The sequence below is a fragment of the Solwaraspora sp. WMMA2080 genome, assembly GCF_027497395.1.
Classification (GTDB): Bacteria; Actinomycetota; Actinomycetes; order Mycobacteriales; family Micromonosporaceae; genus Micromonospora_E.
This window is the reverse complement of the sequence record NZ_CP114910.1, coordinates 3,509,671-3,529,286: the sequence shown is the minus strand read 5'-3', so window position 1 is coordinate 3,529,286 and position 19,616 is coordinate 3,509,671. Positions and strand designations below refer to the sequence as shown.

22 protein-coding genes and 1 pseudogene are annotated in these 19,616 nt (G+C 73.1%); 11 read left to right on the top strand and 12 right to left on the bottom strand.

Features of this window, described 5'->3' with window-relative positions; genetic code table 11:
- Positions 1 to 3 precede the first annotated feature (3 nt).
- From O7543_RS16075 to O7543_RS16060, 4 genes are read left to right on the top strand one after another with little or no spacing between them, the layout of a single operon-like run.
- Positions 4 to 645: a DivIVA domain-containing protein gene (locus O7543_RS16075; RefSeq protein WP_281553077.1), complete on the top strand. Its 642-nt coding sequence runs from the start codon at positions 4 to 6 to the stop codon at positions 643 to 645.
- Positions 642 to 1,127 carry an SRPBCC family protein gene (locus tag O7543_RS16070; protein WP_281553078.1) on the top strand — a complete coding sequence of 162 codons (486 nt, stop codon included), beginning with the start codon at positions 642 to 644 and terminating at the stop codon, positions 1,125 to 1,127. Before O7543_RS16075 ends, O7543_RS16070 begins: the two co-directional genes overlap by 4 nt.
- On the top strand, positions 1,124 to 1,726 hold the full coding sequence (locus tag O7543_RS16065; RefSeq protein WP_281553079.1) for a DNA-3-methyladenine glycosylase I: 603 nt from the start codon (positions 1,124 to 1,126) through the stop codon (positions 1,724 to 1,726). Before O7543_RS16070 ends, O7543_RS16065 begins: the two co-directional genes overlap by 4 nt.
- A 32-nt stretch (positions 1,727 to 1,758) precedes the next feature.
- Positions 1,759 to 2,385 (top strand): hypothetical protein, encoded by a 627-nt coding sequence (locus O7543_RS16060; RefSeq protein ID WP_281553080.1) that lies wholly within the window; start codon positions 1,759 to 1,761, stop codon positions 2,383 to 2,385.
- Positions 2,386 to 2,437: 52 nt separating this feature from the next.
- On the opposite strand, the gene O7543_RS16055 is transcribed toward O7543_RS16060, so the two are convergent.
- Positions 2,438 to 3,229, bottom strand: coding sequence for an enoyl-CoA hydratase-related protein (locus O7543_RS16055; protein WP_281553081.1), 792 nt, complete (start codon positions 3,227 to 3,229; stop codon positions 2,438 to 2,440).
- A gap of 48 nt (positions 3,230 to 3,277) precedes the next feature.
- Positions 3,278 to 4,090 (bottom strand): PaaX family transcriptional regulator C-terminal domain-containing protein, encoded by an 813-nt coding sequence (locus O7543_RS16050; RefSeq protein ID WP_281553082.1) that lies wholly within the window; start codon positions 4,088 to 4,090, stop codon positions 3,278 to 3,280.
- Positions 4,091 to 4,280: 190 nt separating this feature from the next.
- On the opposite strand from O7543_RS16050, the gene O7543_RS16045 reads away from it, so the two are divergent.
- Both O7543_RS16045 and O7543_RS16040 read left to right on the top strand, forming a co-directional pair.
- Positions 4,281 to 4,448: a DUF3117 domain-containing protein gene (locus O7543_RS16045; protein WP_007455245.1), complete on the top strand. Its 168-nt coding sequence runs from the start codon at positions 4,281 to 4,283 to the stop codon at positions 4,446 to 4,448.
- 150 nt (positions 4,449 to 4,598) lie between these two features.
- The gene (locus O7543_RS16040; protein ID WP_281555408.1) at positions 4,599 to 6,146 is read left to right on the top strand and encodes a leucyl aminopeptidase family protein; all 1,548 of its coding nucleotides are present in this window, start codon (positions 4,599 to 4,601) and stop codon (positions 6,144 to 6,146) included.
- A gap of 14 nt (positions 6,147 to 6,160) precedes the next feature.
- On the opposite strand, the gene O7543_RS16035 is transcribed toward O7543_RS16040, so the two are convergent.
- Positions 6,161 to 6,733 carry an O-methyltransferase gene (locus tag O7543_RS16035; RefSeq protein ID WP_281553083.1) on the bottom strand — a complete coding sequence of 191 codons (573 nt, stop codon included), beginning with the start codon at positions 6,731 to 6,733 and terminating at the stop codon, positions 6,161 to 6,163.
- Positions 6,734 to 6,963: 230 nt separating this feature from the next.
- Between O7543_RS16035 and O7543_RS16030 the strand changes: the two genes are divergently transcribed.
- Positions 6,964 to 8,445: a trypsin-like peptidase domain-containing protein gene (locus tag O7543_RS16030; RefSeq protein ID WP_281553084.1), complete on the top strand. Its 1,482-nt coding sequence runs from the start codon at positions 6,964 to 6,966 to the stop codon at positions 8,443 to 8,445.
- Between the two features lie 77 nt (positions 8,446 to 8,522).
- Positions 8,523 to 8,861, top strand: a pseudogene (locus O7543_RS16025) (preprotein translocase subunit TatB); the annotation flags it as partial.
- A gap of 190 nt (positions 8,862 to 9,051) precedes the next feature.
- Here O7543_RS16025 and O7543_RS16020 read toward each other — a convergent pair.
- From O7543_RS16020 to O7543_RS16010, 3 genes are read right to left on the bottom strand one after another with little or no spacing between them, the layout of a single operon-like run.
- Complete coding sequence (locus tag O7543_RS16020; RefSeq protein ID WP_281553085.1) at positions 9,052 to 10,200, bottom strand: Mrp/NBP35 family ATP-binding protein; 1,149 nt, start codon at positions 10,198 to 10,200, stop codon at positions 9,052 to 9,054.
- Positions 10,201 to 10,238: 38 nt separating this feature from the next.
- The gene (locus O7543_RS16015) at positions 10,239 to 10,838 is read right to left on the bottom strand and encodes a DUF1003 domain-containing protein (protein ID WP_281553086.1); all 600 of its coding nucleotides are present in this window, start codon (positions 10,836 to 10,838) and stop codon (positions 10,239 to 10,241) included.
- Complete coding sequence (locus O7543_RS16010) at positions 10,831 to 12,096, bottom strand: CBS domain-containing protein (RefSeq protein WP_281553087.1); 1,266 nt, start codon at positions 12,094 to 12,096, stop codon at positions 10,831 to 10,833. Before O7543_RS16010 ends, O7543_RS16015 begins: the two co-directional genes overlap by 8 nt.
- 32 nt (positions 12,097 to 12,128) lie before the next feature.
- On the opposite strand from O7543_RS16010, the gene O7543_RS16005 reads away from it, so the two are divergent.
- Complete coding sequence (locus O7543_RS16005) at positions 12,129 to 13,085, top strand: PhzF family phenazine biosynthesis protein (protein WP_281553088.1); 957 nt, start codon at positions 12,129 to 12,131, stop codon at positions 13,083 to 13,085.
- Positions 13,086 to 13,148: 63 nt separating this feature from the next.
- Here the strand turns inward: O7543_RS16005 and O7543_RS16000 are convergent, their stop codons facing one another.
- Complete coding sequence (locus O7543_RS16000) at positions 13,149 to 13,664, bottom strand: hypothetical protein (protein WP_281553089.1); 516 nt, start codon at positions 13,662 to 13,664, stop codon at positions 13,149 to 13,151.
- A 146-nt stretch (positions 13,665 to 13,810) separates the two neighbouring features.
- Between O7543_RS16000 and O7543_RS15995 the strand changes: the two genes are divergently transcribed.
- Positions 13,811 to 14,770: a DMT family transporter gene (locus O7543_RS15995; protein ID WP_281553090.1), complete on the top strand. Its 960-nt coding sequence runs from the start codon at positions 13,811 to 13,813 to the stop codon at positions 14,768 to 14,770.
- Positions 14,771 to 14,839: 69 nt separating this feature from the next.
- On the opposite strand, the gene O7543_RS15990 is transcribed toward O7543_RS15995, so the two are convergent.
- Together O7543_RS15990 and O7543_RS15985 are read right to left on the bottom strand one after the other, a co-directional pair.
- Positions 14,840 to 15,298, bottom strand: coding sequence for a DUF4190 domain-containing protein (locus O7543_RS15990; protein WP_281553091.1), 459 nt, complete (start codon positions 15,296 to 15,298; stop codon positions 14,840 to 14,842).
- A gap of 30 nt (positions 15,299 to 15,328) precedes the next feature.
- A complete protein-coding gene (locus tag O7543_RS15985) occupies positions 15,329 to 15,808 on the bottom strand; it encodes a DUF4190 domain-containing protein (protein ID WP_281553092.1) in 480 nt (159 codons plus the stop codon).
- A 111-nt stretch (positions 15,809 to 15,919) separates the two neighbouring features.
- Here O7543_RS15985 and O7543_RS15980 point away from each other — a divergent pair, with 111 nt between their 5' ends.
- A complete protein-coding gene (locus tag O7543_RS15980) occupies positions 15,920 to 16,855 on the top strand; it encodes an SDR family NAD(P)-dependent oxidoreductase (RefSeq protein ID WP_281553093.1) in 936 nt (311 codons plus the stop codon).
- Positions 16,856 to 16,860: 5 nt separating this feature from the next.
- On the opposite strand, the gene O7543_RS15975 is transcribed toward O7543_RS15980, so the two are convergent.
- From O7543_RS15975 to O7543_RS15965, 3 genes are all read right to left on the bottom strand, one after another.
- Positions 16,861 to 17,268, bottom strand: coding sequence for a CoA-binding protein (locus O7543_RS15975; protein WP_281553094.1), 408 nt, complete (start codon positions 17,266 to 17,268; stop codon positions 16,861 to 16,863).
- Between the two features lie 9 nt (positions 17,269 to 17,277).
- Entirely contained in the window at positions 17,278 to 18,306 is a 1,029-nt protein-coding gene (locus O7543_RS15970; protein ID WP_348650015.1) for an Rv2578c family radical SAM protein, read from the bottom strand.
- Between the two features lie 121 nt (positions 18,307 to 18,427).
- Positions 18,428 to 19,459 carry a LacI family DNA-binding transcriptional regulator gene (locus tag O7543_RS15965; RefSeq protein ID WP_281553095.1) on the bottom strand — a complete coding sequence of 344 codons (1,032 nt, stop codon included), beginning with the start codon at positions 19,457 to 19,459 and terminating at the stop codon, positions 18,428 to 18,430.
- Positions 19,460 to 19,616: the final 157 nt, after the last annotated feature.

Sequence of the window (19,616 nt, the reverse complement as noted above, 5' to 3'; positions counted from 1 at the left end):
GTCATGGATCAGTTTCTCCTCGTTCTGGTCGCCGCGTTGACCGTCGCCGCGGTCGTCTTCGGGGTCACCGTGCTCGTCACCGGCAACGACCCTGGGCTGGTCCCGGTCGAGCCGGACGGGCGGGCGGTCCCGCTGCCCGGCACCCGGCCGCTGCTGGAGCACGACGTCAGCCAGGTGCGGTTCGACACCGCGCTGCGCGGGTACCGGATGGCGCAGGTCGACCAGGCGCTGCGCCGGGCGGCGTACGACATCGGGTACAAGGACGAGTTGATCGAGGTGCTGCAGGCCGAGGTGGCCGCGCTGCGGGAAGGGCGGACCGAGGACGCCGACCAGTTGCGGCGGGCCCGGGACGCGGCCCTCGTGCCGGCCGTCGACCTGGCGGGGACCCCGGTGGCCGGCGCGTCGGCCGACCCTACCGAGTCGGCCGACCTCATCGCCGGCCCGACGGAGCCGGCCGGGGCCCTGGAATCAGCCAGCGCCGACCGGATCGAGTCCGTGCCCGCCGACGAGCCGCAGTCCGCGTCCGCCGACCGGTCGGAGTCCGCCCCGTCGCCCACGGCCGACGCAGCCGCCGGGCCGGGGAGCCGCCCGGCCGACGCAGCCGCCGGGCCGGAGATCCGCCCGGCCGACGGTGCTGCCAGGTGAGCGGTCCGAACGAGGCTGCCGCCGGCACCCCCGGCGCCGGCGAGGTGACCGCGACGGTCATCATCCGGGCCCCGGCCGAACGAGTCTTTGCCGCCTTTACCGCCTGGGAGCGGCAGTCCGAGTGGATCCCCTTCACCGATGTGAAGGTCGTCTCGGGCGACGGCGGCGAGGGCAGCCTGATCGCGGCAGTCACCGCGGTCGGTCCGGTGGCGTTGCGCGACGAGATGCGGGTCGTCCGGGTCGACGCTCCGTACGAGGTCCGGGTGGTGCACTGCGGCACCTTGCTGCGCGGCCCGGGAGTGCTGCGCTGCACTCAGATGGACCACGACCGCACCCAGGTCGTCTGGCACGAGTGGTTCCACCTGCCCGGTGGCGTCGCCGGCCGGGTGGCCTGGCCGTTGCTCTGGCCCGGTTCCAAGGTGAGTCTGACCCAGGCGTTGAAGAAGTTCGGCCGGCTGGTCGAGACCGGGGCGCTGCCGTGACCGGGCTGAGCGTCGGGGCGGACGGCCTGGCCCGGTGCGGCTGGGGCGCCGGTTCCGCCGACTACCGCCGGTACCACGACCAGGAGTGGGGCCGCCCGGTCCACGACGACGACGCACTGTACGAACGGCTGACCCTGGAAGCCTTCCAGTCCGGTTTGTCCTGGCTGACGATCCTTCGCAAGCGGGAGGCGTTCCGGGCCGCCTTCGACGGTTTCCGGATCGAGAAGGTTGCCGGGTACGGCCCGGCCGACGTCGAGCGGCTGCTCGCCGACGCCGGCATCGTCCGCAACCGGGCCAAGATCGAGGCCGCCGTGTCGAACGCGCGGGCCGTGCTCGACCTGCCCACCGGCCTGTCCGAGCTGCTCTGGCGACACGCCCCGCCGCCCCGGTCCGCCCGGCTCGCCTCGATGGACCAGGTGCCGGCAGTCACCGCCGAGTCGACCGCGTTGGCCCGGGAGCTCAAACGGCACGGCCTCCGGTTCGTCGGACCCACCACCGCGTACGCGTTGATGCAGGCGACGGGGATGGTCGACGACCATGTCGCCGGCTGCCACGTGCCGCCGCCGACCCGGCCCGGCGGTCCGGTCGTGGTCCGGTGATCCGCCGCCCCGCGTCGTGATGAGATAGGAGCATGCGCGAGATCAGTCAGCTCGACGATCAGCCCGCGACGCCCGGCCCGGCCCGGTCCGGCACCGGCGCCTGGGCGGTGGTCATCCCGGCCCAGCGCTACGAGGCGGAGCGGCTGTTCCACCACGACACGCTGGAATTGACCGGCCTCGACGGTGACCCCCGGCCGCCGTACGGTGCGCCGGTGCTGGTCGTCTCCGACGGTGACCCCCGGTTCGTCGTCGCGCTCGGCCGGATCGGCGGAGCCGGCGGCGGCGCCGAGGGCGGGGAGACCCGGGCGGCCGAGCCCGAACCGCTGGTGGTGCACTACACCTGCCGGGCCTTCGACGAGCCGGTGCCAGCGGCCGCCCTGCGGCTGACCGGGGCGGTGACCCCGGTGGACGTGGCCACCTACCGGTCATTGGCCGGCCGGCTCGCCCCGGCCGGTGACCGTCGCGCCTGGCTGGTCAGCGTCGACCTGCCGATCGAGGCACCGACGGCGGCGGAGGCGGTCCGGCTGTTCTGGTCGTACGTGCGCGAGCTCGGGCCCCGCGAACTGCCGGCCTTCGTCTACCCGAGCGGCAACGAGCTTGCCATGCAGGCGTTCGTGCTCGGTGCCGAGGCCAACCAGGACCCCGAGGAGGACGACTGACGGCTGCGGCCCGGTCAGCGGGCACGCGGCTCCTGGTCAGGCCGTGCCGGCTTCAGCGCCCGTCGAACACCGGCCGCTGCTTGGCGACGAACGCCGCCGTCGCCTGCCGGTGATCGGTGGTTGCACCACAGATCGACTGGGCCTGCGTCTCCGCGGCCAGCGCGTCGGCCAGCGAACCTGAGGCGCCGATGGACAGCGCCCGCTTGATCGCCCCGTACGCGACGGTCGGCCCGGCCGCCAACCGCTCGGCGAGTTCGTAGGCGACCGGCAGAATCTGCTCATCGTCGTCGACCAGCTGGTTGAGCAGCCCGATCCGGTGTGCCTCGGCGGCTGGCACCGGCTGTGCCAGCAGTAGCAGTTCGGACGCCTTCGGGTAGCCGACCAGCCGGGGCAACGCCCACGAGGCGCCGGTGTCCATCGCCAGCCCGACGTTGGCGAACGCCATCAGGAAGCTGGTCCGTGGCCCACCGATCCGCAGATCGGCCAGCATTGCCAGCGAAGCGCCGGCACCGGCCGCCGCGCCGCGGACCGCGGCGACCACCGGCTTGGACAGCCCGGCCAGCCGCGTGGCGATCGGGTTGTAGTGCTCCCGGACGGTGTCCAGCGGCTCAGCCGTCCCGGACTCCAGCGTCTCGACGTGTTCGCGCAGGTCCTGACCCACGCAGAAGGCCCGCCCGGCGCCGGCCAGCACCACCGCCCGGCAGCCGGGGTCGGTCTCCACCTCGGCCAGCGCGTCGCGCAGCGCCTCCTTGAGCTCGACGTTCAGCGAGTTGAGCGAGTCAGGCCGGTTCAGGGTCAACGTGACGACCGCCCCCCGACGGTCGACGATCAGTGCCTCGGTCACCTCGGACGCCCCTTTCGTTAGGCTGGCTGGAGTTTGCGTCGGTACGGCTCAGCGCGGGCCGCCGTCGCGCTGGCCGAGCTCCAGGCACCTGTCGACGTACCGGTCGGCGGCCGGGCGCAGCCGGGTGGCGTGCCGGTCGAAGAAGGTCGCCGCGCTCGTCCCAGGCCAGCGTTCCGGCAGCAGCGCCGGAGGGAGTTGCGGATCTCGGAACAGGAACCCACGCCAGGCGTGGACCAGCTGGAACCGGGCGGCGTACGCCTCCTCGTCGTCGCTGCGTACGGTCACCTTTGCCAATTTCGGTCGCTGCCCGGCGACGAACCGCTCGTAGGCCTGTCCGATCTCGGCCAGGTCCCAGGCGCGGCGGACCAGCGCGGCGGCCCCGGTGGTGCCGGCGGCGTGCGCGGCGGTGAACCGCTCGAACCGTACGCCGGCCTCGGCCAGCATGCCGTCGACCTCGCCGGCGGCCCGGGTCGCCACCCAGGTGTGCTCGTCCAGCATCCCGTAGCCGAGGTAGCTCAGGTTGGCGCACAGCCGTTGCCGGCCCCGCCGACCGCCGGGTGGGTCGAGTACCAGCAGGTCGAACTTGCCGTCCCAGCTGATTCTGCCGGTGCGGTAGATCCGGGCGGCCGCCTCGTCCAGCCGCCGGGCGGCTTTCGGGGTCAGCAGATAGCCCGGGCCGGCGGCCAGCCGAAGCGGTTGCAGCCATCCCTGCCGGACCATCCGGGAGACGGCGGTGCGTACGGCGGGCGGCGCGATCCCGAGCGGGGCCAGCAGCTTGACCAGGGCAGCAACGGGCGCGCGACCACCTCGTGGCCGAAGATGGTCACCGAACAGGTCGAAGAGCGCCGACCGTGCCTGCATGACCGCACATTGTGACAGCCCACTTCAAGATAAGCTAGACGCTGTCACAGCATTGTGGCCTCGGTTTGGGTCCGGCGGTGTTCATCAGGGAAAATCGTTGGTCGGCACCGTGGCAGTGGGATGCGGTGAGACTTACGAGGTGGCTGGGGTGCTCCCCAGCGGCCCTGGGGCAAGTCTGAGGGGAGACAACATGGCGGCGATGAAGCCGCGGACGGGCGACGGTCCGCTGGAGGTCACCAAGGAGGGCCGGGGCATCGTCATGCGGGTTCCGCTGGAGGGTGGGGGTCGACTCGTCGTCGAGATGACACCGGACGAGGCCAACGCGCTCGGTGATGCGCTGAAGGCCGCCGCAGGCTGATCGAGCCGGACCCGGGGCCGACGCTGGCCCACGGGTCGACATAGCGACGGTTGACGAGTCCGCCGATCCGGCCCCCGCCGGGTCGGCGGACTCGGTACGCCGTGGGCAGCACCCAATCCTGTACCTGGAGGTAACCCCGGCGTGTTCGCCATCCGTCTGCTGGCGGAGACCACCGCCGCCGGCACCATCGTCCTGCCCGTCGAGCCGGACCCCGGGCCGGCCGGCGCGCGGCTCGGACCACTGCCCGACCAGTTGGCGCTCGACGGCGACCGCGCGGAGTTCACCGCGTCGGCCGCCGCGATGCTGACCCGCACCGGGCACGACGGCAGCGCCGGCGAGATTCACGTGCTGCACCGGCCCCAGCACTCGCCGTACCAGGTGATCCTGGTCGGGGTCGGCCCGGCCGACGAGGCCGGCTGGCGGACGGCGGGCGCGGCCGTCGGCGGGCTGCTGCGCCGGGCCGTCGACGCCGAGCCGGTCGGAGGTCCGTGCCTGGTCGCCGTGCCACCGCAGGCGGGCCCGGCGGCGGTCCGCGGGTTCGCCGAAGGCTGCTGGCTGGCCGGATACCGGTTCACCGCGCCGGGCGAGTCCCGCCCGGTCGTACCGGGCGAGTCCCGCCCGGCCGCAGACACCGACCAGACACACGACGGTCTGCCGGTGGTGCTGCTCGCCCATCCGCCCACCGAGGCGGCCGAACAAGCGTTGCGGTACGCCCGGGCGACCGCCGCCGCCACCTACCTGGCCCGGAACCTGACCAACATGCCGTCCTCGGTCAAGAACCCGGCCTGGTTCGCCGATCAGGTCGTCGCCGCGGCGGCCGACCGACCCGGGCTGACCGTCTCGGTACGCGGCCCGGCGGAGCTGGCCGCCGAGGGGTTCGGCGCGCTACTGGCGGTCGGCGGCGGTTCGGCGGCCGGTCCCCGCCTGGTGGAGATCGACTGGTCCCCGCCGCACGCCGGGCGGCACGTGGTGCTCGCCGGCAAAGGCATCACGTTCGACACCGGCGGGATTTCGATCAAGCCGGTGGACGGGATGAAGCTGATGCGCAAGGACATGGGCGGGGCCGCCGCGGTGGTCGCCACCGCCGTCGCGGCCGCCGACCTGGAGCTGCCGGTACGGCTCACCGTGCTGGTTCCGCTCGCCGAGAACATGCTCAGCGGCGCCGCGTTCCGCCCGGGTGACGTGGTGCGGCACTACGGCGGGCGGACCAGCGAGACCACCAACTCCGACGCCGAGGGCCGGTTGGTGCTGGCCGACGCGATCAGCTACGCGGTCAGCAGGTTCACCCCGGACTATCTGGTCGACCTGGCCACCCTCACCGGGGCGAACGCGATCGCCCTGGGCCGGCGTACCGCCGCGCTGTACAGCGAGGACGACGACCTGGCCGGAGCGCTGCTCGACGCCTCGGCGGCGGCCGGGGAGGGCGCGTGGCGGATGCCGCTGCACGCCGACTACGTCGAGTACCTGGGCAGCGAGATCGCCGACCTGTTCAGCGCCCCGGACCGGGGGGCCGGCTCGGTGGTGGCCGCGCTCTACCTGCGCGAGTTCACCGGGCCGTTGCGCGACCGTTGGGCACACTACGACATGTCCGCCCCGGCCTGGTCCGACGACGACCACGCCGAGCTGACCCGGGGCGCAACCGGCTGGGGGGTCCGGACGTTGGTGCGCTGGCTGACCGCGCTCGACCCGGCGGCATGACCGCCGGTCGCAGGTCAGCGCCGTACCGCCGCCAGCAGCCCGTCGCCGGCCGGCAGCAGCGCCGGCACCCACTCCTCGGCTTCCCGGATCGACTTGACCAGTTCACGGATGGCGACCGTGTCGGGGTCGCGCGCCGCCGGGTCGCCGATTCGGCCACCGGCCAGCGCCCCGTGTACCGCCAGGATGCCGCCGGGGCGCAGCAGCCGCAGCGCCGCGTCGACGATCGCGCCGAACTCGGCGCTGTCGCCGTCGACGAAGATCATGTCGTACACCGAGTCGGCCAGCCGGGGGAGCACATCGAGCGCCCGGCCGGTGATGATCCGGGTCCGCGACGTCGGGTAGCCGGCCTCGACAAAGATCCGCCGAGCCATCCGCTGGTGCTCGTTCTCCACGTCGATCGTGGTCAGCACCCCGTCAGGGCGCATCCCGCGCAGCAGCCAGACGCCACTCACCCCGGTCCCGGTGCCGATCTCGACGACGGCGCGCGCGTTACCGGCAGCGGCGAGCAGCCGCAGCGTCGCGCCAGCGTCCGGCGAGACCGGGCGCAGCCCGACCTCCTCGGCCAGGCTACGGGCGGTACGCAGCACCAGGTCCTCGGCGGCGTACCCGGTGACGAACTGGAGGGCCTGGGGCGCCGTCCAGGCAGGGGGTCGGGTGACCGGGTGGATGGCGCACCTCCAGCGAAGGGTCGGGCGGCGGTTGCCGGTACGAGCCTAGAGCGCCGCTGGTCGACCGGCTGGGCGGGCACCGGGGCAGACCGCTGTTCGGTGACCGCTGAATGTTCTTCGATTATCCGTGCAATCCTGGACGCGGAGCGATGTCACCGATCCGACCGGTGCCGTCGCGCTGGGGGATGGACTGGGAGGCAACCGTGACCGACGGCGGAAACTGGCGCCAGGCCGACGGGATCGCACCGCCGGGGCACCAGCCGCCGGTCGGCGGGTGGGCCGGGCCGTACGGCCCCGCACCGGCTCCGCCGTACCCGCCGGTGGCCGGTCCGCCGCCTTACCCACCGTCGTACGGTGCGTCGGTTCCGGTGCACCGACCGTCGGCCGGTGCGCTGTCGTACGGCCCGTCGGCGCAGCATTCGCCGTGGTGGTCGGACGCGCTGCGGGATCCCTGGCGTGATCCGTACGCACCGGCCGCGGTGGTGGTTGACGTCCCGCCGGGCGCCGCCGGCACCGGCGAGGGTCCGGAGCCGGTCGTCGAACCAGCGCCGGCGGTACGCCGTGGGTTCACGCCGTACGTGGTGGTGTCGGTGATCGCCGCGCTGCTCGCCGGAAGCCTCGGCGGTGCCCTCGGGTTTGCCTTCGCGGTGCGCGGCGGCGTCGCCGGAGCCGGCACCGTGCTCGGCGGCTCGCCGGCCGATCCGCCCGGGGCGGTGCAGCGTCCGGCCGACTCGCTGGCCGGGGTGGCCCAGCGGGTCCTGCCGAGCGTGGTGACCGTGCAGGTGAGCGGGCCGTCCGGGCAGAGCGTCGGCTCCGGCTTCGTCGCCACCGCCGACGGCTACGTGATCACCAACGACCACGTGGTCGGGGTGGGAGCGGAGGAGGCGACGGTGCTGTTCAACGACGGCTCCACCGCGCGAGCGTCGATCGTCGGTCAGGAGCCGGAGTCGGACGTGGCGGTGATCAAGGTCGACCGGACCGGGCTGACGCCGGTCGAGTTCGGCGACTCCGAGGCGATCGCGGTCGGCGATCCGGTGCTGGCCTTCGGCTCGCCGCTCGCCCTGACCAACACGGTCACCTCGGGGATCGTCAGCGCCCTCGACCGCACCATCCAGGCCGGCGAGCCCGGCGGCCAGGTGCGCTACTACGCGGCGATCCAGACCGACGCGGCGGTGAACCAGGGCAACTCGGGCGGTCCGCTGGTCGACGCCGCCGGCCGGGTGATCGGCGTCAACTCGGTGATCAAGTCGCTGGCCGCCGACGAGGAGACGGCCGGCAACATCGGTCTCGCCTTCGCCATCCCGATCAACCACGCGAAGCGGATCACCCAGGAGATCATCGACACCGGTACGGCCCGACGGACGATCTTCGGCGCCCAGGTCACCGATGCCGCCCGTACCCCCGGTGCCGGTGTCCGGCTCAGTGAGGTGGTCGACGGCGGGCCGGCGGAGGCAGCCGGCCTGCAAGCCGGGGACGTGGTGCTGCGGATCGACGGTCGGCCCCTGGACCAGGCGACCGACCTGATCGCGTTGGTGCGCAAGTACGCTCCCGGGTCGGTCGTGACGGTCGACTACCGTCGGGGCAGCGAGGCCCGGTCGGCCTCGGTGACCTTGGCCGCCGACGCCAAGTAACACCCGGTCGGCCCTCCCGGACCGGCTGGTGACGTGCGTACCCTTGCCTTCGACGGCGGCACAGGGAGGCCCGGAGCATGTTCGACAACCTGAACTGGTGGGAGATCGGTCTGCTCCTGCTGCTCGCTTTGCTGATCTTCGGTGACCGGTTGCCGCAGGTCATCTCCGACGGCCTGCGGATGCTGCGCAACCTGCGCAACATGGCCCGCAACGCCACCTCGGACCTCGGCCGCGAACTGGGCACCGACATCCAGCTCGAGGACCTGCACCCCAAGGCGTTCATCCGCAAGCACCTGCTCAGCGAGGAGGACGAGGCCGCGCTGCGCAAGCCGTTACAGGGTGTCTACGACGACCTGCGTTCCGACGTCAGCGGGGTCCGCGACGAGCTGCGTGAGGTCGCCGACGCGGCCGATCTGAAGTCCGCCGTCAAGCCGACGACGGTGACCGGTGGCGCCCGCAGGTCGGCTGCCACGACCGGCTCACCTGCCACGACCAGCCCGGCGGCCGATACCAGCCTGGCCGCCGGGACCAGTCCGGCCGCCGTCTCGGCCAAGCCGTTGGACGTCGACGCCACCTGACGGTCGTCAGCCGGACGCCACCTGACGGTCAGCCGGCGGACGGTCGCAGGCCCAGGGGCTTGCCCAGCAGCGACTCGCGGCGGACCGCGAGGCGGTCGGCGACCGCGTCGAGCGCCCGGGCCGCTGGTGCCTGCGGGTCGGCCAGCACGATCGGAGTGCCGCGGTCACCGGTCTCCCTTACCCGGGTGTCCAGCGGAATCTGGCCGAGCAGCGGCACCTGGGCGCCGACGGTGCGGGTCAGCGACTCGGCGACACTGCCGCCGCCGCCGCTGCCGAAGATCTCCATCCGTTCCCCGGTGGGCAGCTCCAGCCAGGACATGTTCTCCACCACGCCGACCAGCCGCTGGTGGGTCTGCAGAGCGATGGCACCGGCCCGTTCGGCCACCTCGGCGGCGGCTGCCTGCGGCGTGGTCACCACCAGGATCTCGGCGTTGGGCAGCAGCTGGGCCAGGGAGATCGCCACGTCACCGGTGCCCGGCGGCAGGTCCAGCAGCAGTACGTCCAGGTCGCCCCAGTAGACGTCGGCGAGGAACTGCTGCAGCGCCCGGTGCAGCATCGGCCCACGCCAGACCACCGCCGCGTTGCCGGCGGTGAACATGCCGATCGAGATGACCTTCACGCCGTGTGACTGCGGAGGCATGATCATTTCCTCGACCCGGGTCGGCCGTCCCTCTGCACCGAGCATCCGGGGCACCGAATGTCCGTAGATGTCGGCGTCGATCACTCCGACCGACAGCCCGCGCGCGGCGAGCGCGGCCGCCAGGTTCACCGTCACGCTGGACTTGCCGACCCCGCCCTTGCCGCTGGCCACCGCGTACACCCGGGTGCGGGACCCGGGCTGGGCGAACGGGATGACCGGCTCGGCGCCGGCGGAACCGCCGCGCAGCTGCTCCTGTAGCGACTTGCGCTGCTCCGGGCTCATCACACCGAAGTCGACGTCCACCCCGGTGATCCCGGGCACCCGGGTCACCGCCTCGGTGATGTCGGTGCGAAGTTTGTCCTTCAACGGGCAGCCGGCGACCGTCAGCAGCAGCTCGACCCGTACCCGGCCGGCGGCGTCGACCGTCGCGGAGCGCACCATGCCGAGCTCGGTGATGGGGCGGCGGATCTCCGGGTCGTTGACCGTGGCCAGTGCGGCGTTGATGGCATCGTTGACGGTGCTGGTCGGTGCGGACATGCCCGCCATGCTACGTCGGGTGTGCAGGTCACCGCCGCTCACTGTCCGGTGGCCGCGGTCCCGCCCGGCTGGTCCGGTCGGGCGTCCGGCTGGTTCGGTCGGCTCTCCGGCGGCTGAGGTCCTTCCACCGGGCGGCGCTCCAGCCGGTGCCGGCGGTAGGCCTGCTCGTCGAGCTCCTCGGCCAGCCGGCTCAGCTCCGACCGCAGGAAGTCCCGGGTGGCCACCTCACTGACCGCCACCCGCAGCGACGCGATCTCGCGGGCCAGGTACTCGGTGTCCGCCTTCTGCATCGCCGCCCGCCGCCGGTCCTCATCCAGGGAGAGCCGGTCCCGGTCCGCCTGCCGGTTCTGCGCGAGCAGGATCAGCGGCGCCGCGTACGACGCCTGCACCGACAGCAACAGGGTCAGGAACGTAAAGGTGTACGGGTCGAAGCGCAGACTCACCGGGGCGAGGGTGTTCCACGCGATCCAGCTGACCACCGCCACGGTCATGTAGACGAGGAACCGTGCGGTACCCATGAACCGGGCGATCGCCTCGGCCCACTGCCCGAACGCCTCCGGGTCGTAGCGGGGCAGCGAGATCCGTCCCGGTTCGCGAGGCTGGTCCAGCCGGCCGGTGCTCCGGCGCAGGTCAGCCATGCCCGTCCCCACCCTCCAGCGGTGTGTCCCGGTCCCGCCAGTCCGGCGGCAGCGAGTGGTCCAGCACGTCGTCCACGGTCACCGCGCCGACCAGCCGGTTCGCCGGATCGACCACCGGCATCGCGACCAGGTCGTAGGTGGCCATCCGGCGGGTGATCTCCAACAGCGGGGTTTCCGGCTGCAACGGGTCGATGCCGCTGTCCACGACTCCACCCAGCAGCTCCGCCGGCGGCTCCCGCAGCAGCCGCTGGAAGTGCACCACACCCAGGTACTTACCGGTCGGGGTGGCCATCGGCGCCCGCGCCACGAAGACCTGGGCGGCGATCGCCGGCGGCAGCTGCGGCTCCCGAATCCGGGCCAGCGCCTCGGCAACCGTGGCGTCCGGGGTCAGGATGACCGGCTCGGAGGTCATCACGCTACCGGCGGTGCCCGCCTGGTACTGCAGCAACTGGCGTACCGAGTCCGCTTCGTCCGGCTCCATCAGGTCCAGCAGCACGTCCTGCTCCGGCGGCGGCAACTCGGCCAACAGGTCGGCCGCGTCATCCGGATCCATCTCCTCCAGTACGTCCGCGGCGCGTTCCCGGTCCAGGGCGGTCAGGATCGACACCTGGTCGTGTTCGGGCAGCTCCTCCAGCACGTCGGCGAGCCGTTCGTCGTCCAGCGCCGCGGCGATCTCCTGCCGCCGACTGTCCGGCAGATCCTGCAGGGCGTTCGCCAGGTCCGCCGCGCGCATCTGGTCGAGTACGGCAAGCAGCCCGGCCGTGCCCTGGGTGTCCGGTAGCCCGATCAGCCCGCGCACCCGGTGCCAGTCGAGCTGGTGCAGGTGACCGCGTCGGGTCAACCGCCCGGTGATCTCCCGGACCGCGACCCGGGTCAACGACCACTCGCCGACCCGGTTCGCCTCCATCGCGACGTCCACCACCGAGCCGGGCTGATCCTCCGGGTCGAAGCGGACCCGCCGGTCCAGCAGGTCTTCCAGCACCAGCAACTCGTTCGGCCGCTTCTCGAACCGCCGCAGGTTGAGGGTGCCGGTGCTGAGCAGCACCGACTCCGGGTCGATCGCGGTGACCCGGCCCATCGGCAGGAAGATCCGCCGACGCATCGGCATCTCCGCCACCAGTCCGACCACCTGAGGTGGCCGGTTGGTGGTCCGCAGCCGTACCACCGCGTCCCGGACCCGCCCGACCTGGTCGCCGTTGGGGTCGAAAACGGCGAGCCCGGCAAGCCGGGCGACGTACACCCTGGTCGCCGTAGTCACGGCCACAGCGTACGGGCCGTAGGGTTTGTTTCATGTCCAGCCTCGGGTACGAGATCGTCGACGTCTTCACCGACCGGCCGTTCACCGGGAATCCGCTCGCCGTGGTGTTCGGTGCCGATGCGCTGGCCGTCGACCAGATGCAGGCGGTCGCGCGGGAGTTCAACCTGTCCGAGACGGTGTTCGTCCTACCGCCCGGCACCCCGGACGCCAGCTACCGGGTGAGGATCTTCACACCGGAGAAAGAACTACCGTTCGCCGGGCATCCGAGCGTCGGCGCGGCGGTCACTGCCGGCCGGCGAGGCCTGGTGAGGGCGGGGACGGTGATCCAGCAGTGCGGTGCCGGGTTGCTGCCGGTCGAGCTGACCGAGCACGGGTACGCCACACTGCGCGGTGGCGAACCGACTCTCGGGGCGCCGGTGGACCCGGCCCCGCTGCTGGCCGCGGTCGGCCTGACCGCGCAGGACCACACCGGTCCGGCGCCCCGCCGCGCCGGCTGCGGTCTGGAGTTCGACTACCTGTGCGTACGTCCCGACGCTCTGCCCCGGGCCAGGCTGGACCCGGCGGCCGCGGCCCGGGGCGGCGTCGGGATGGTCAGCGTGCTGACCTGGGCTGCGGCCGGCTCCACTGCCGGTTCCCCGGCCGGCTCCACTGCCGGTTCCCCGGCCGGACCCGCGCCCGGTTTCCCGGCGGGGGAGCCGGAGCAGCCGACGGCGCACTGCCGGGTCTTCTGCCCGGGAGCCGGGGTGACCGAGGACCCGGCTACCGGGTCCGCCGCGCTCGGCCTCGGCGTCTGGGCGGTGGGCAGCGGTCTGCTGCCGGCCAACGGCCAGTCACGCTATCTCGTCCGGCAGGGGGTCGAGCTCGGCCGTCCTTCGACGTTGGACTGTACGGTGACCGCGCTGGGGGGCCGGGCGCGGAGCGCCACCGTCGCCGGTCAGGTGGTGCCGGTCGCCAGCGGGCAGATCGCCGTACCGCCGTTTGTCGGCTGACCCTCGACCCGGCGTGGGTCGCCCGGTTGTCCGGATCGCGGCCCGGCGCAGGCCCGGCGCGCTTCAGCGCCGGCGGACCCGGTGCAGGCGGAATGGACGACGGGTCGGCCGGGTGACCGTGCTGGGGCGGGGCGGCGCGGCGAGCGATCCGTCCGGCAGTGACGCGCCGGCCGCCACCGGCGGCCCGGCCGGGGTCAGGCGGTACAGCTGACACTCGTCGGCCCACCGGCGCACCAGGTCGGCCGGGCTGCCCGGGGCGTTCAGCCGTTTGGCGGCAACCTGGGCCGCGATCGACTCCCAGTCAGGGTCGGCCGGCTCGATCAGCGTCACCTCAGCGGGCCAGGACACGATCCGGCCGCCGTGATCGCCCCGCAGGGTCACCGTCGCCGGTACGCCGGCCGCCAGCCCGGCGGCGGCCTGTTCGCCGGTACCGGTCACCACGTGCAGCGAACCGTCGGCCGGCACGCACCACAGGGCCCGGGCGGGCGCGCCGTCGACCGAGACCCACGCGACCGCGGCCTTCTTGCCGGCCTCGTCCACCAGTGGGGCGGCCTCGCCGGTCTCTGCTGGGTCGGGCATGCCGACCATCCTGCCGTAGTCCCAGCGCGGTGTCGCGCCGCAGCCGGCTCGCAGATGACGCCCTGGCCTGTCGACGGTCTGTTGCCGGCCCGTCGACGCGGTCCCGGTGCACGGACCCGGTCGGTAGTCTGTGAGGATCAGATCCCGTGTCCTCCGGTGCCCACCCCTCCGGTCCGGGCGGCCGGGGTGAACTGCTCGCCACCGGTGCCACCGCGATCGCCGTACTCGCCGTGTCCACCTCGGCGCCGCTGATCGCGTTCGCCGCCGCGCCCGCCCTCGCCGTCGCCTTCTGGCGCAACGTGCTGGCCACCGGTGCGGTCGCGCCCTTCGTACTGGCCCGGCGTCGGCCTGAGCTGCGGCTGCTGGCCCAACCGGGCGGCCGTAGCCAGGCCGGCTCGAGTGCGCTGGCCGGTGTCGCGCTCGCCGCGCATTTCGGCACCTGGATGCCGAGTGCACAGCTCACCTCGGTGGCGACCGCCACCGCGCTGGTCGCCACCCAGCCGGTCTGGCAGGGCCTGATCGCCCTGGCTCAGGGCCGGCGACTGCCGCTGGTCACCTGGGGCGGGATCGGTCTCGCGGTGCTCGGCGCGGTGCTCGCCACCGGCGCCGATGTCGGATTCGACGCGCAGGCTGTCCTCGGTGACCTGCTGGCCCTGGCCGGGGCGGTCTTCGCCGCCTGCTACACCGCGCTCGGCGAGCAGGCCCGGCAGACGATCAGTACCACCACGTACACCACGATCTGCTACGGCGTCTGCGCGGGCGTGCTGCTCGTCGTCTGCCTGGCCGGCGGGATCCAACTGACCGGATTCCCGGGCTCGGCCTGGTTGGCGGTCCTCGGCCTGGTGGTCGGTGCCCAGCTGCTCGGCCATTCGATGTTCAGCTACGCCCTGCACAAGATCCCCGCGACCACCGTCAGTGTGCTCATCCTGCTGGAGGTGCCCGGTGCCGCGCTGATTGCCTGGCTGTGGTTGGGCCAGGTGCCCCGTACCGCCACGTTGCCCGGGCTCGGGTTGCTGCTGGTCGGTGTCGCGGTGGTCGTACTCGGCGGGACCCGCAGCCGCACGTCGCCGCCGCCGCTGCCGCCGGAGGCCGGTCCACCGGCCTGACCCGGACCTCGCCCCGGCACCGCCCGGCCCCGGCCGGCCCGCCGCTACCCGGCCGGCCCGCCGCCAGGCTCAGACGCCGGCCGTGGTGTTGAGCATGGTGATGATGAATCCGAAGTAGACCACCGTGAACAGTGCAATCAGCACCCCGAAGCCGACCCCGCACCAGCCGATGATCACGCCGGCCTGGGCGAGCCCGTCGCCCTGCTGGCCGGTCCGGTGAATCTCGTCGCGGCCCCGGCGCCCGAGGTAGACCGCGATCCCACCGAGCAGCGGGCAGCTGAACAGGCTGACCAGCGACACGATGAACGACGCGAGTGCCATGCTGTTCGTCGGTTGCGGCGCGACGTAGCCGTACGGGTACCCGCCGTACGGGTACCCGCCGGCCGGATTGCCCGGTGGCGGGTACTGGCCCGGCGGCGGTAGCTCGCCGCGTGGCGGTTGTCCGTCGGCCGGTGCCGGCCCGGCGCCGGCCGACGGGGACTGCGGTGCTGGCGGGCGGATCTGGCCGCCGACGTCTGGCTCCTTCACCCGGATCTCCTTCTGTGGGCCCGGCTGCTGCTAGCTCTGGCTGATGCTGGCTGCGATCGCGATCGTGACGAGAACCGCCCCGGCCAGCCCGAGACCGAAGGCGATCCAGCCGGTGATCACCCCGGCCAGTGCCATCCCGTCGCCCTGCTCCGGACGACCCTGCTCGGCCGCGGTGCGGATCTGACGCCGGGCGGAGTGCCCGAGCAGCGCGCCGACGATGCCGATCAACCCGGGCACCAGGTAGCCGCACAGCCCGACGATGCCGAGGACGCCGAGGACCAGCGCGGCGATCGCCCGGCCGTTCATCGGCATCGGGGCGGGCGGCGGATACGGGTAGCCCGGCGCGGCGTACCCGGCAGGCGGGTAGCCGGTCGCCGGGTAGCCGGTTGGCTGCTGGCCGGGCACGCCGTACCCGGCTGGCTGCTGGCCGGGCGCCGGGTAGCCGGCCGGCGAGTGGTGGCTCGGCCAGGACGGATCGCTCCAGTTGCCCGGCTGCTGGGGTTGGCTCATCGGCGGTGGTCTCTCTGCGGGAGGGTTCGCCCGATCACAGTAGTCGGTACCGGCGAACCGCTCATGGGCGGCGTCGTTGCCCGCGACGGCGCAAGCGGGCAGGATCAGTCCATGGTTTCTGACGTACGAGCCGTGATCGGCAGCGCTGGACAGGACGCCGGCCCACCCCCGTCCCCGGTCGCCACCCTGCGCCCCGGGTCGGACCAGCGCTCGGCCGCCGTCGCGTCCGGTCCGGAACGGGCCGGGACGGATCCGGACGGTGCGGCCGGGCCGGCACCTGAGCTCGGCACGTTGCGTCTTGACGGCCGGGTCGCACTGGTGACCGGTGCTGGCAGCTCGGACGGGATCGGTTTCGCCACGGCCCGACGGCTCGGCGAGCTCGGCGCCCGGGTGGCGATCGTCTCCACCACCCGGCGGATCCACGAGCGGGCGGCGGAGCTCGGCGCGACCGGGTTCGTCGCGGATCTGACCGACGAGGCCGAGGTCGGCGCGTTGGCGGACGCGGTGTCCGAACAGTTGGGCGACGTGGAGGTACTGGTCAACAACGCAGGGCTGGCCAGTCGGGCAAGCCCGGAGGTGTTGCGGCCGGTGGCCCAGCTCACCTTCGAGGAGTGGCGGGCGGAGATCGACCGTAACCTCACCACCGCGTTCCTGTGCAGCCGGGCCTTCATCGGTGGGATGTCGGAGCGTGGCTGGGGTCGGATCGTCAACCTGGCAGCCACCGCCGGGCCGGTCAACGCGCTGCCCACCGAGGCGGGGTACGCGGCTGCGAAGGCCGGCGTGGTCGGGCTCACCCGGGCGCTGGCGATGGAGATGGTCGCCGACGGCGTGACCGTCAACGCGGTCGCACCGGGCACGATCTACACGGCCGCGTCGACGGTCACCGAGCTCAAGCAGGGCATGGGTACGCCGATCGGCCGTCCCGGCACCCCGGACGAGGTGGCCGCGGCCATCGCCTTCTTCTGCTCGCCGGCCGCCTCCTACATCACCGGCCAGATGCTCGTCGTCGACGGTGGCAACAGCGTCCGGGAGGCCGAGTACCGCTGATCGGGTCAGCCGGTCCGGGTGAGGCCACCGAGGGCTCGTTCGACGGCCGTGCACCGGTCCTCGACGTAGTCGATACCGGCCGCGGCGGCGATGTCGCGGGCGACCGGCGAGGCGATCCCGCTCTGCAGCCACACGGCGGGGGCGCCGATCCGCACCGCGGCACGTACCACCTCGACGGCCTCCGGTACCGGCCGGAAGACGTTGACCAGATCGACCGGTACGTCGAGCTCGGCGAGGCTCGGGTAGGTCGGCTGACCGAAGATCTCGGCGACGTGCGGGTTGACCGGAATGACCCGCCAGCCGTAGCGGATGAGCTGCGCCGGCACGCTGTGCGCCGACTTCGCCGGGTCACGTGACGCGCCGACGACGGCGATGGTCCGCGCGTCGGCCAGGATCTGTTGCGGAGTCCTCACCCGTCGAGCCTAGTTCCCGGTGACGCCGTCCGCCTCGTCGATCCGGCGGGCGGCACCCGGCCCGGTCGGGGACAGGCCGTGCCGGCGGGCGGCCATCCGCACCCGGCCCACGACCTCTCGCTGGTACGCCTGCGGCAGGTAGGATCCGGAGCGGAACAGCGCCCGATAACGCGGGACGAGATCGGGGCGGGTCCGGCCAAGCCAGGCGGCGTACCACTCGCGGGCGCCGGGGCGCAGATGCAGCGGCAGCGGGGTGACGCTGACCGCGCCGGCCCGGGCGATCGCGCCGACGGTGGCCTCGATCGACTCCGCGTCGTCGGTCAGCCCGGGCAGGATCGGCGCCATCAGCACCCCGACGTCGAAGCCGGCGTCGGTCAACGCGCGGACCGTGTCGAGTCGTCGGGACGGGCTCGGCGCGCCGGGCTCGACCGCCCGCCACAGGGGCTCGTCGACGAACCCGACCGACATGGCCAGGCTGACCCGGGTGACCTGGGCGGCCCGGCGCAGCAGCGGCAGATCCCGCAGGATCAACGTGCCCTTGGTGAGGATCGAGAACGGATTGGCGGCGGCACTCAGCGCGTCGATGATTCCGGGCATCAGCCGGTAGCGTCCCTCGGCGCGCTGGTAGCAGTCGACGTTGGTGCCCATCGCGATCGGCCCGCCCGACCAGCCGGGGGCGGCCAGCTCCCGGCGGAGCAGCGCCGCGGCGTTGACCTTCACGACGATCTTCGTGTCGAAGTCGAGGCCGGCGTCGAGGTCCAGGTAGGTGTGGGTGTTTCGGGCGAAGCAGTATGTGCAGGCGTGGCCGCAGCCGCGGTACGGGTTGACGGTCCACTCGAACGGGACGCGGCCGGAGCCGCGTACCCGGTTGATGATCGACCGGGCGTGGATCTCGTAGAAGGTCATCCCGGCGAAGCCGGGCGTGTCGAAGGTGCGCTGCACGGCCTCGGGCAGCGCCAGCGGCAGGGGTGGAGCCGCCGGCGCTGCCCCCGGAGGGACCTGCTGGTCGGGGGGAGCCGACAAGGTGTCCCAACGCATGGCCATCATTCGAACATATGTGCGACGCCGGAGCAAGTCGGCGGGCCGGTCGGATCACCCAGGTCCGTGCCGGTCGGATCACCCAGGTCCGTGCCGGTCGGATCGCACTGGTCCGCGGTGGTCAGCTCCCACCGGTCCGGGGCGGCCCGGCGCTGTCCCGGCGGACGAGCTCGGCGCCGATCTCCTCGATGAGCGGTGGGCGTGCCCCGCCGGACGACTGCAGCGCCAGCGTCATCGCCCGGGCGCCCATTTCGGCCAGCGGCAGCCGTACGGTGGTCAGCGCCGGGGTGACATCCCGGGCGACCGGCATGTCGTCGAAGCCGACCACGCTGAACTGGCCGGGCACGACGATGCCGCGGGAGCGCAGCAGCGCCAGTACGCCGATCGCCATCGAGTCGTTCAGTGCCGCGATCGCGGTCAGTCCGGGCTCGGCATCCAGCAGGCTGGCCGCCGCGGCGGCGCCACTGGCCCGGTCGAAGTCGGCGTACGCCACCCGCCGGGCCGGCAGCTTCTGACCGTGTTCGCGGGCGGCCCGACGCAGCCCGGCGAGCCGGTCGGTGGTGGTGGTCAGCGCCTTCGGCCCGGCGACGACCCCGAAGTTGGTGTGCCCGAGGGAGTGGAGCTCGGCGCCGAGCAGGTAGCCGCCCATCTCGTTGTCCGGCACCACTGCGTCGCCGGCATGCTCGTGCCGGCCGATCACCGCCACCCGCCCGCCGGTGCGCTCGTACACCCGCAGCTTGCCGGCGAGCGTCGCGGTGAACGCTTCGTCGTGGTAGCCGGATCCGGCGAGGACGATCGCCGCCACCTGGTGGGCGCGGAGCAGCTCGACGTACTGCAGTTCCTTGTCCGGGTCCCGGTAGCTGTTGCAGATGATCACCAGCCGGCCGTGTTCGGTCGCCACCCGTTGCAGGCCGCGGGTGATCTCCGCGAAGTACGGGTCGGACACGTCGTGCACGATGACGCCGATTGCGCTGCGGTGCGACCGGGCCAGTGACTGCGCGTGGGCGTTCGGGACGTACTGCAGCTCCTCGACCGCAGCCAGTACCCGCTCGCGCAGGGCTTCGGTGACCGGTTTGCTGCTGCCGTTGATGATCCGCGAGGCGGTGGCCGGGGACACGCCGGCGCGCTTCGCGACATCGGCCAGTGTGGCCACGACCCGCTCCTTTCCCGGGCTCCCGCAGCGGAGCGGGAGCCGGCCAGGCCGGAGGCTCGCGGCATTGTGCGCGGCCCGGAATGCTTGCGGTGAGGATAGCGTGACTGGCCGGCGGTGAGCCGGGAAAGCCCTTGCCGAACGCCGTGGAGAGGCAGTA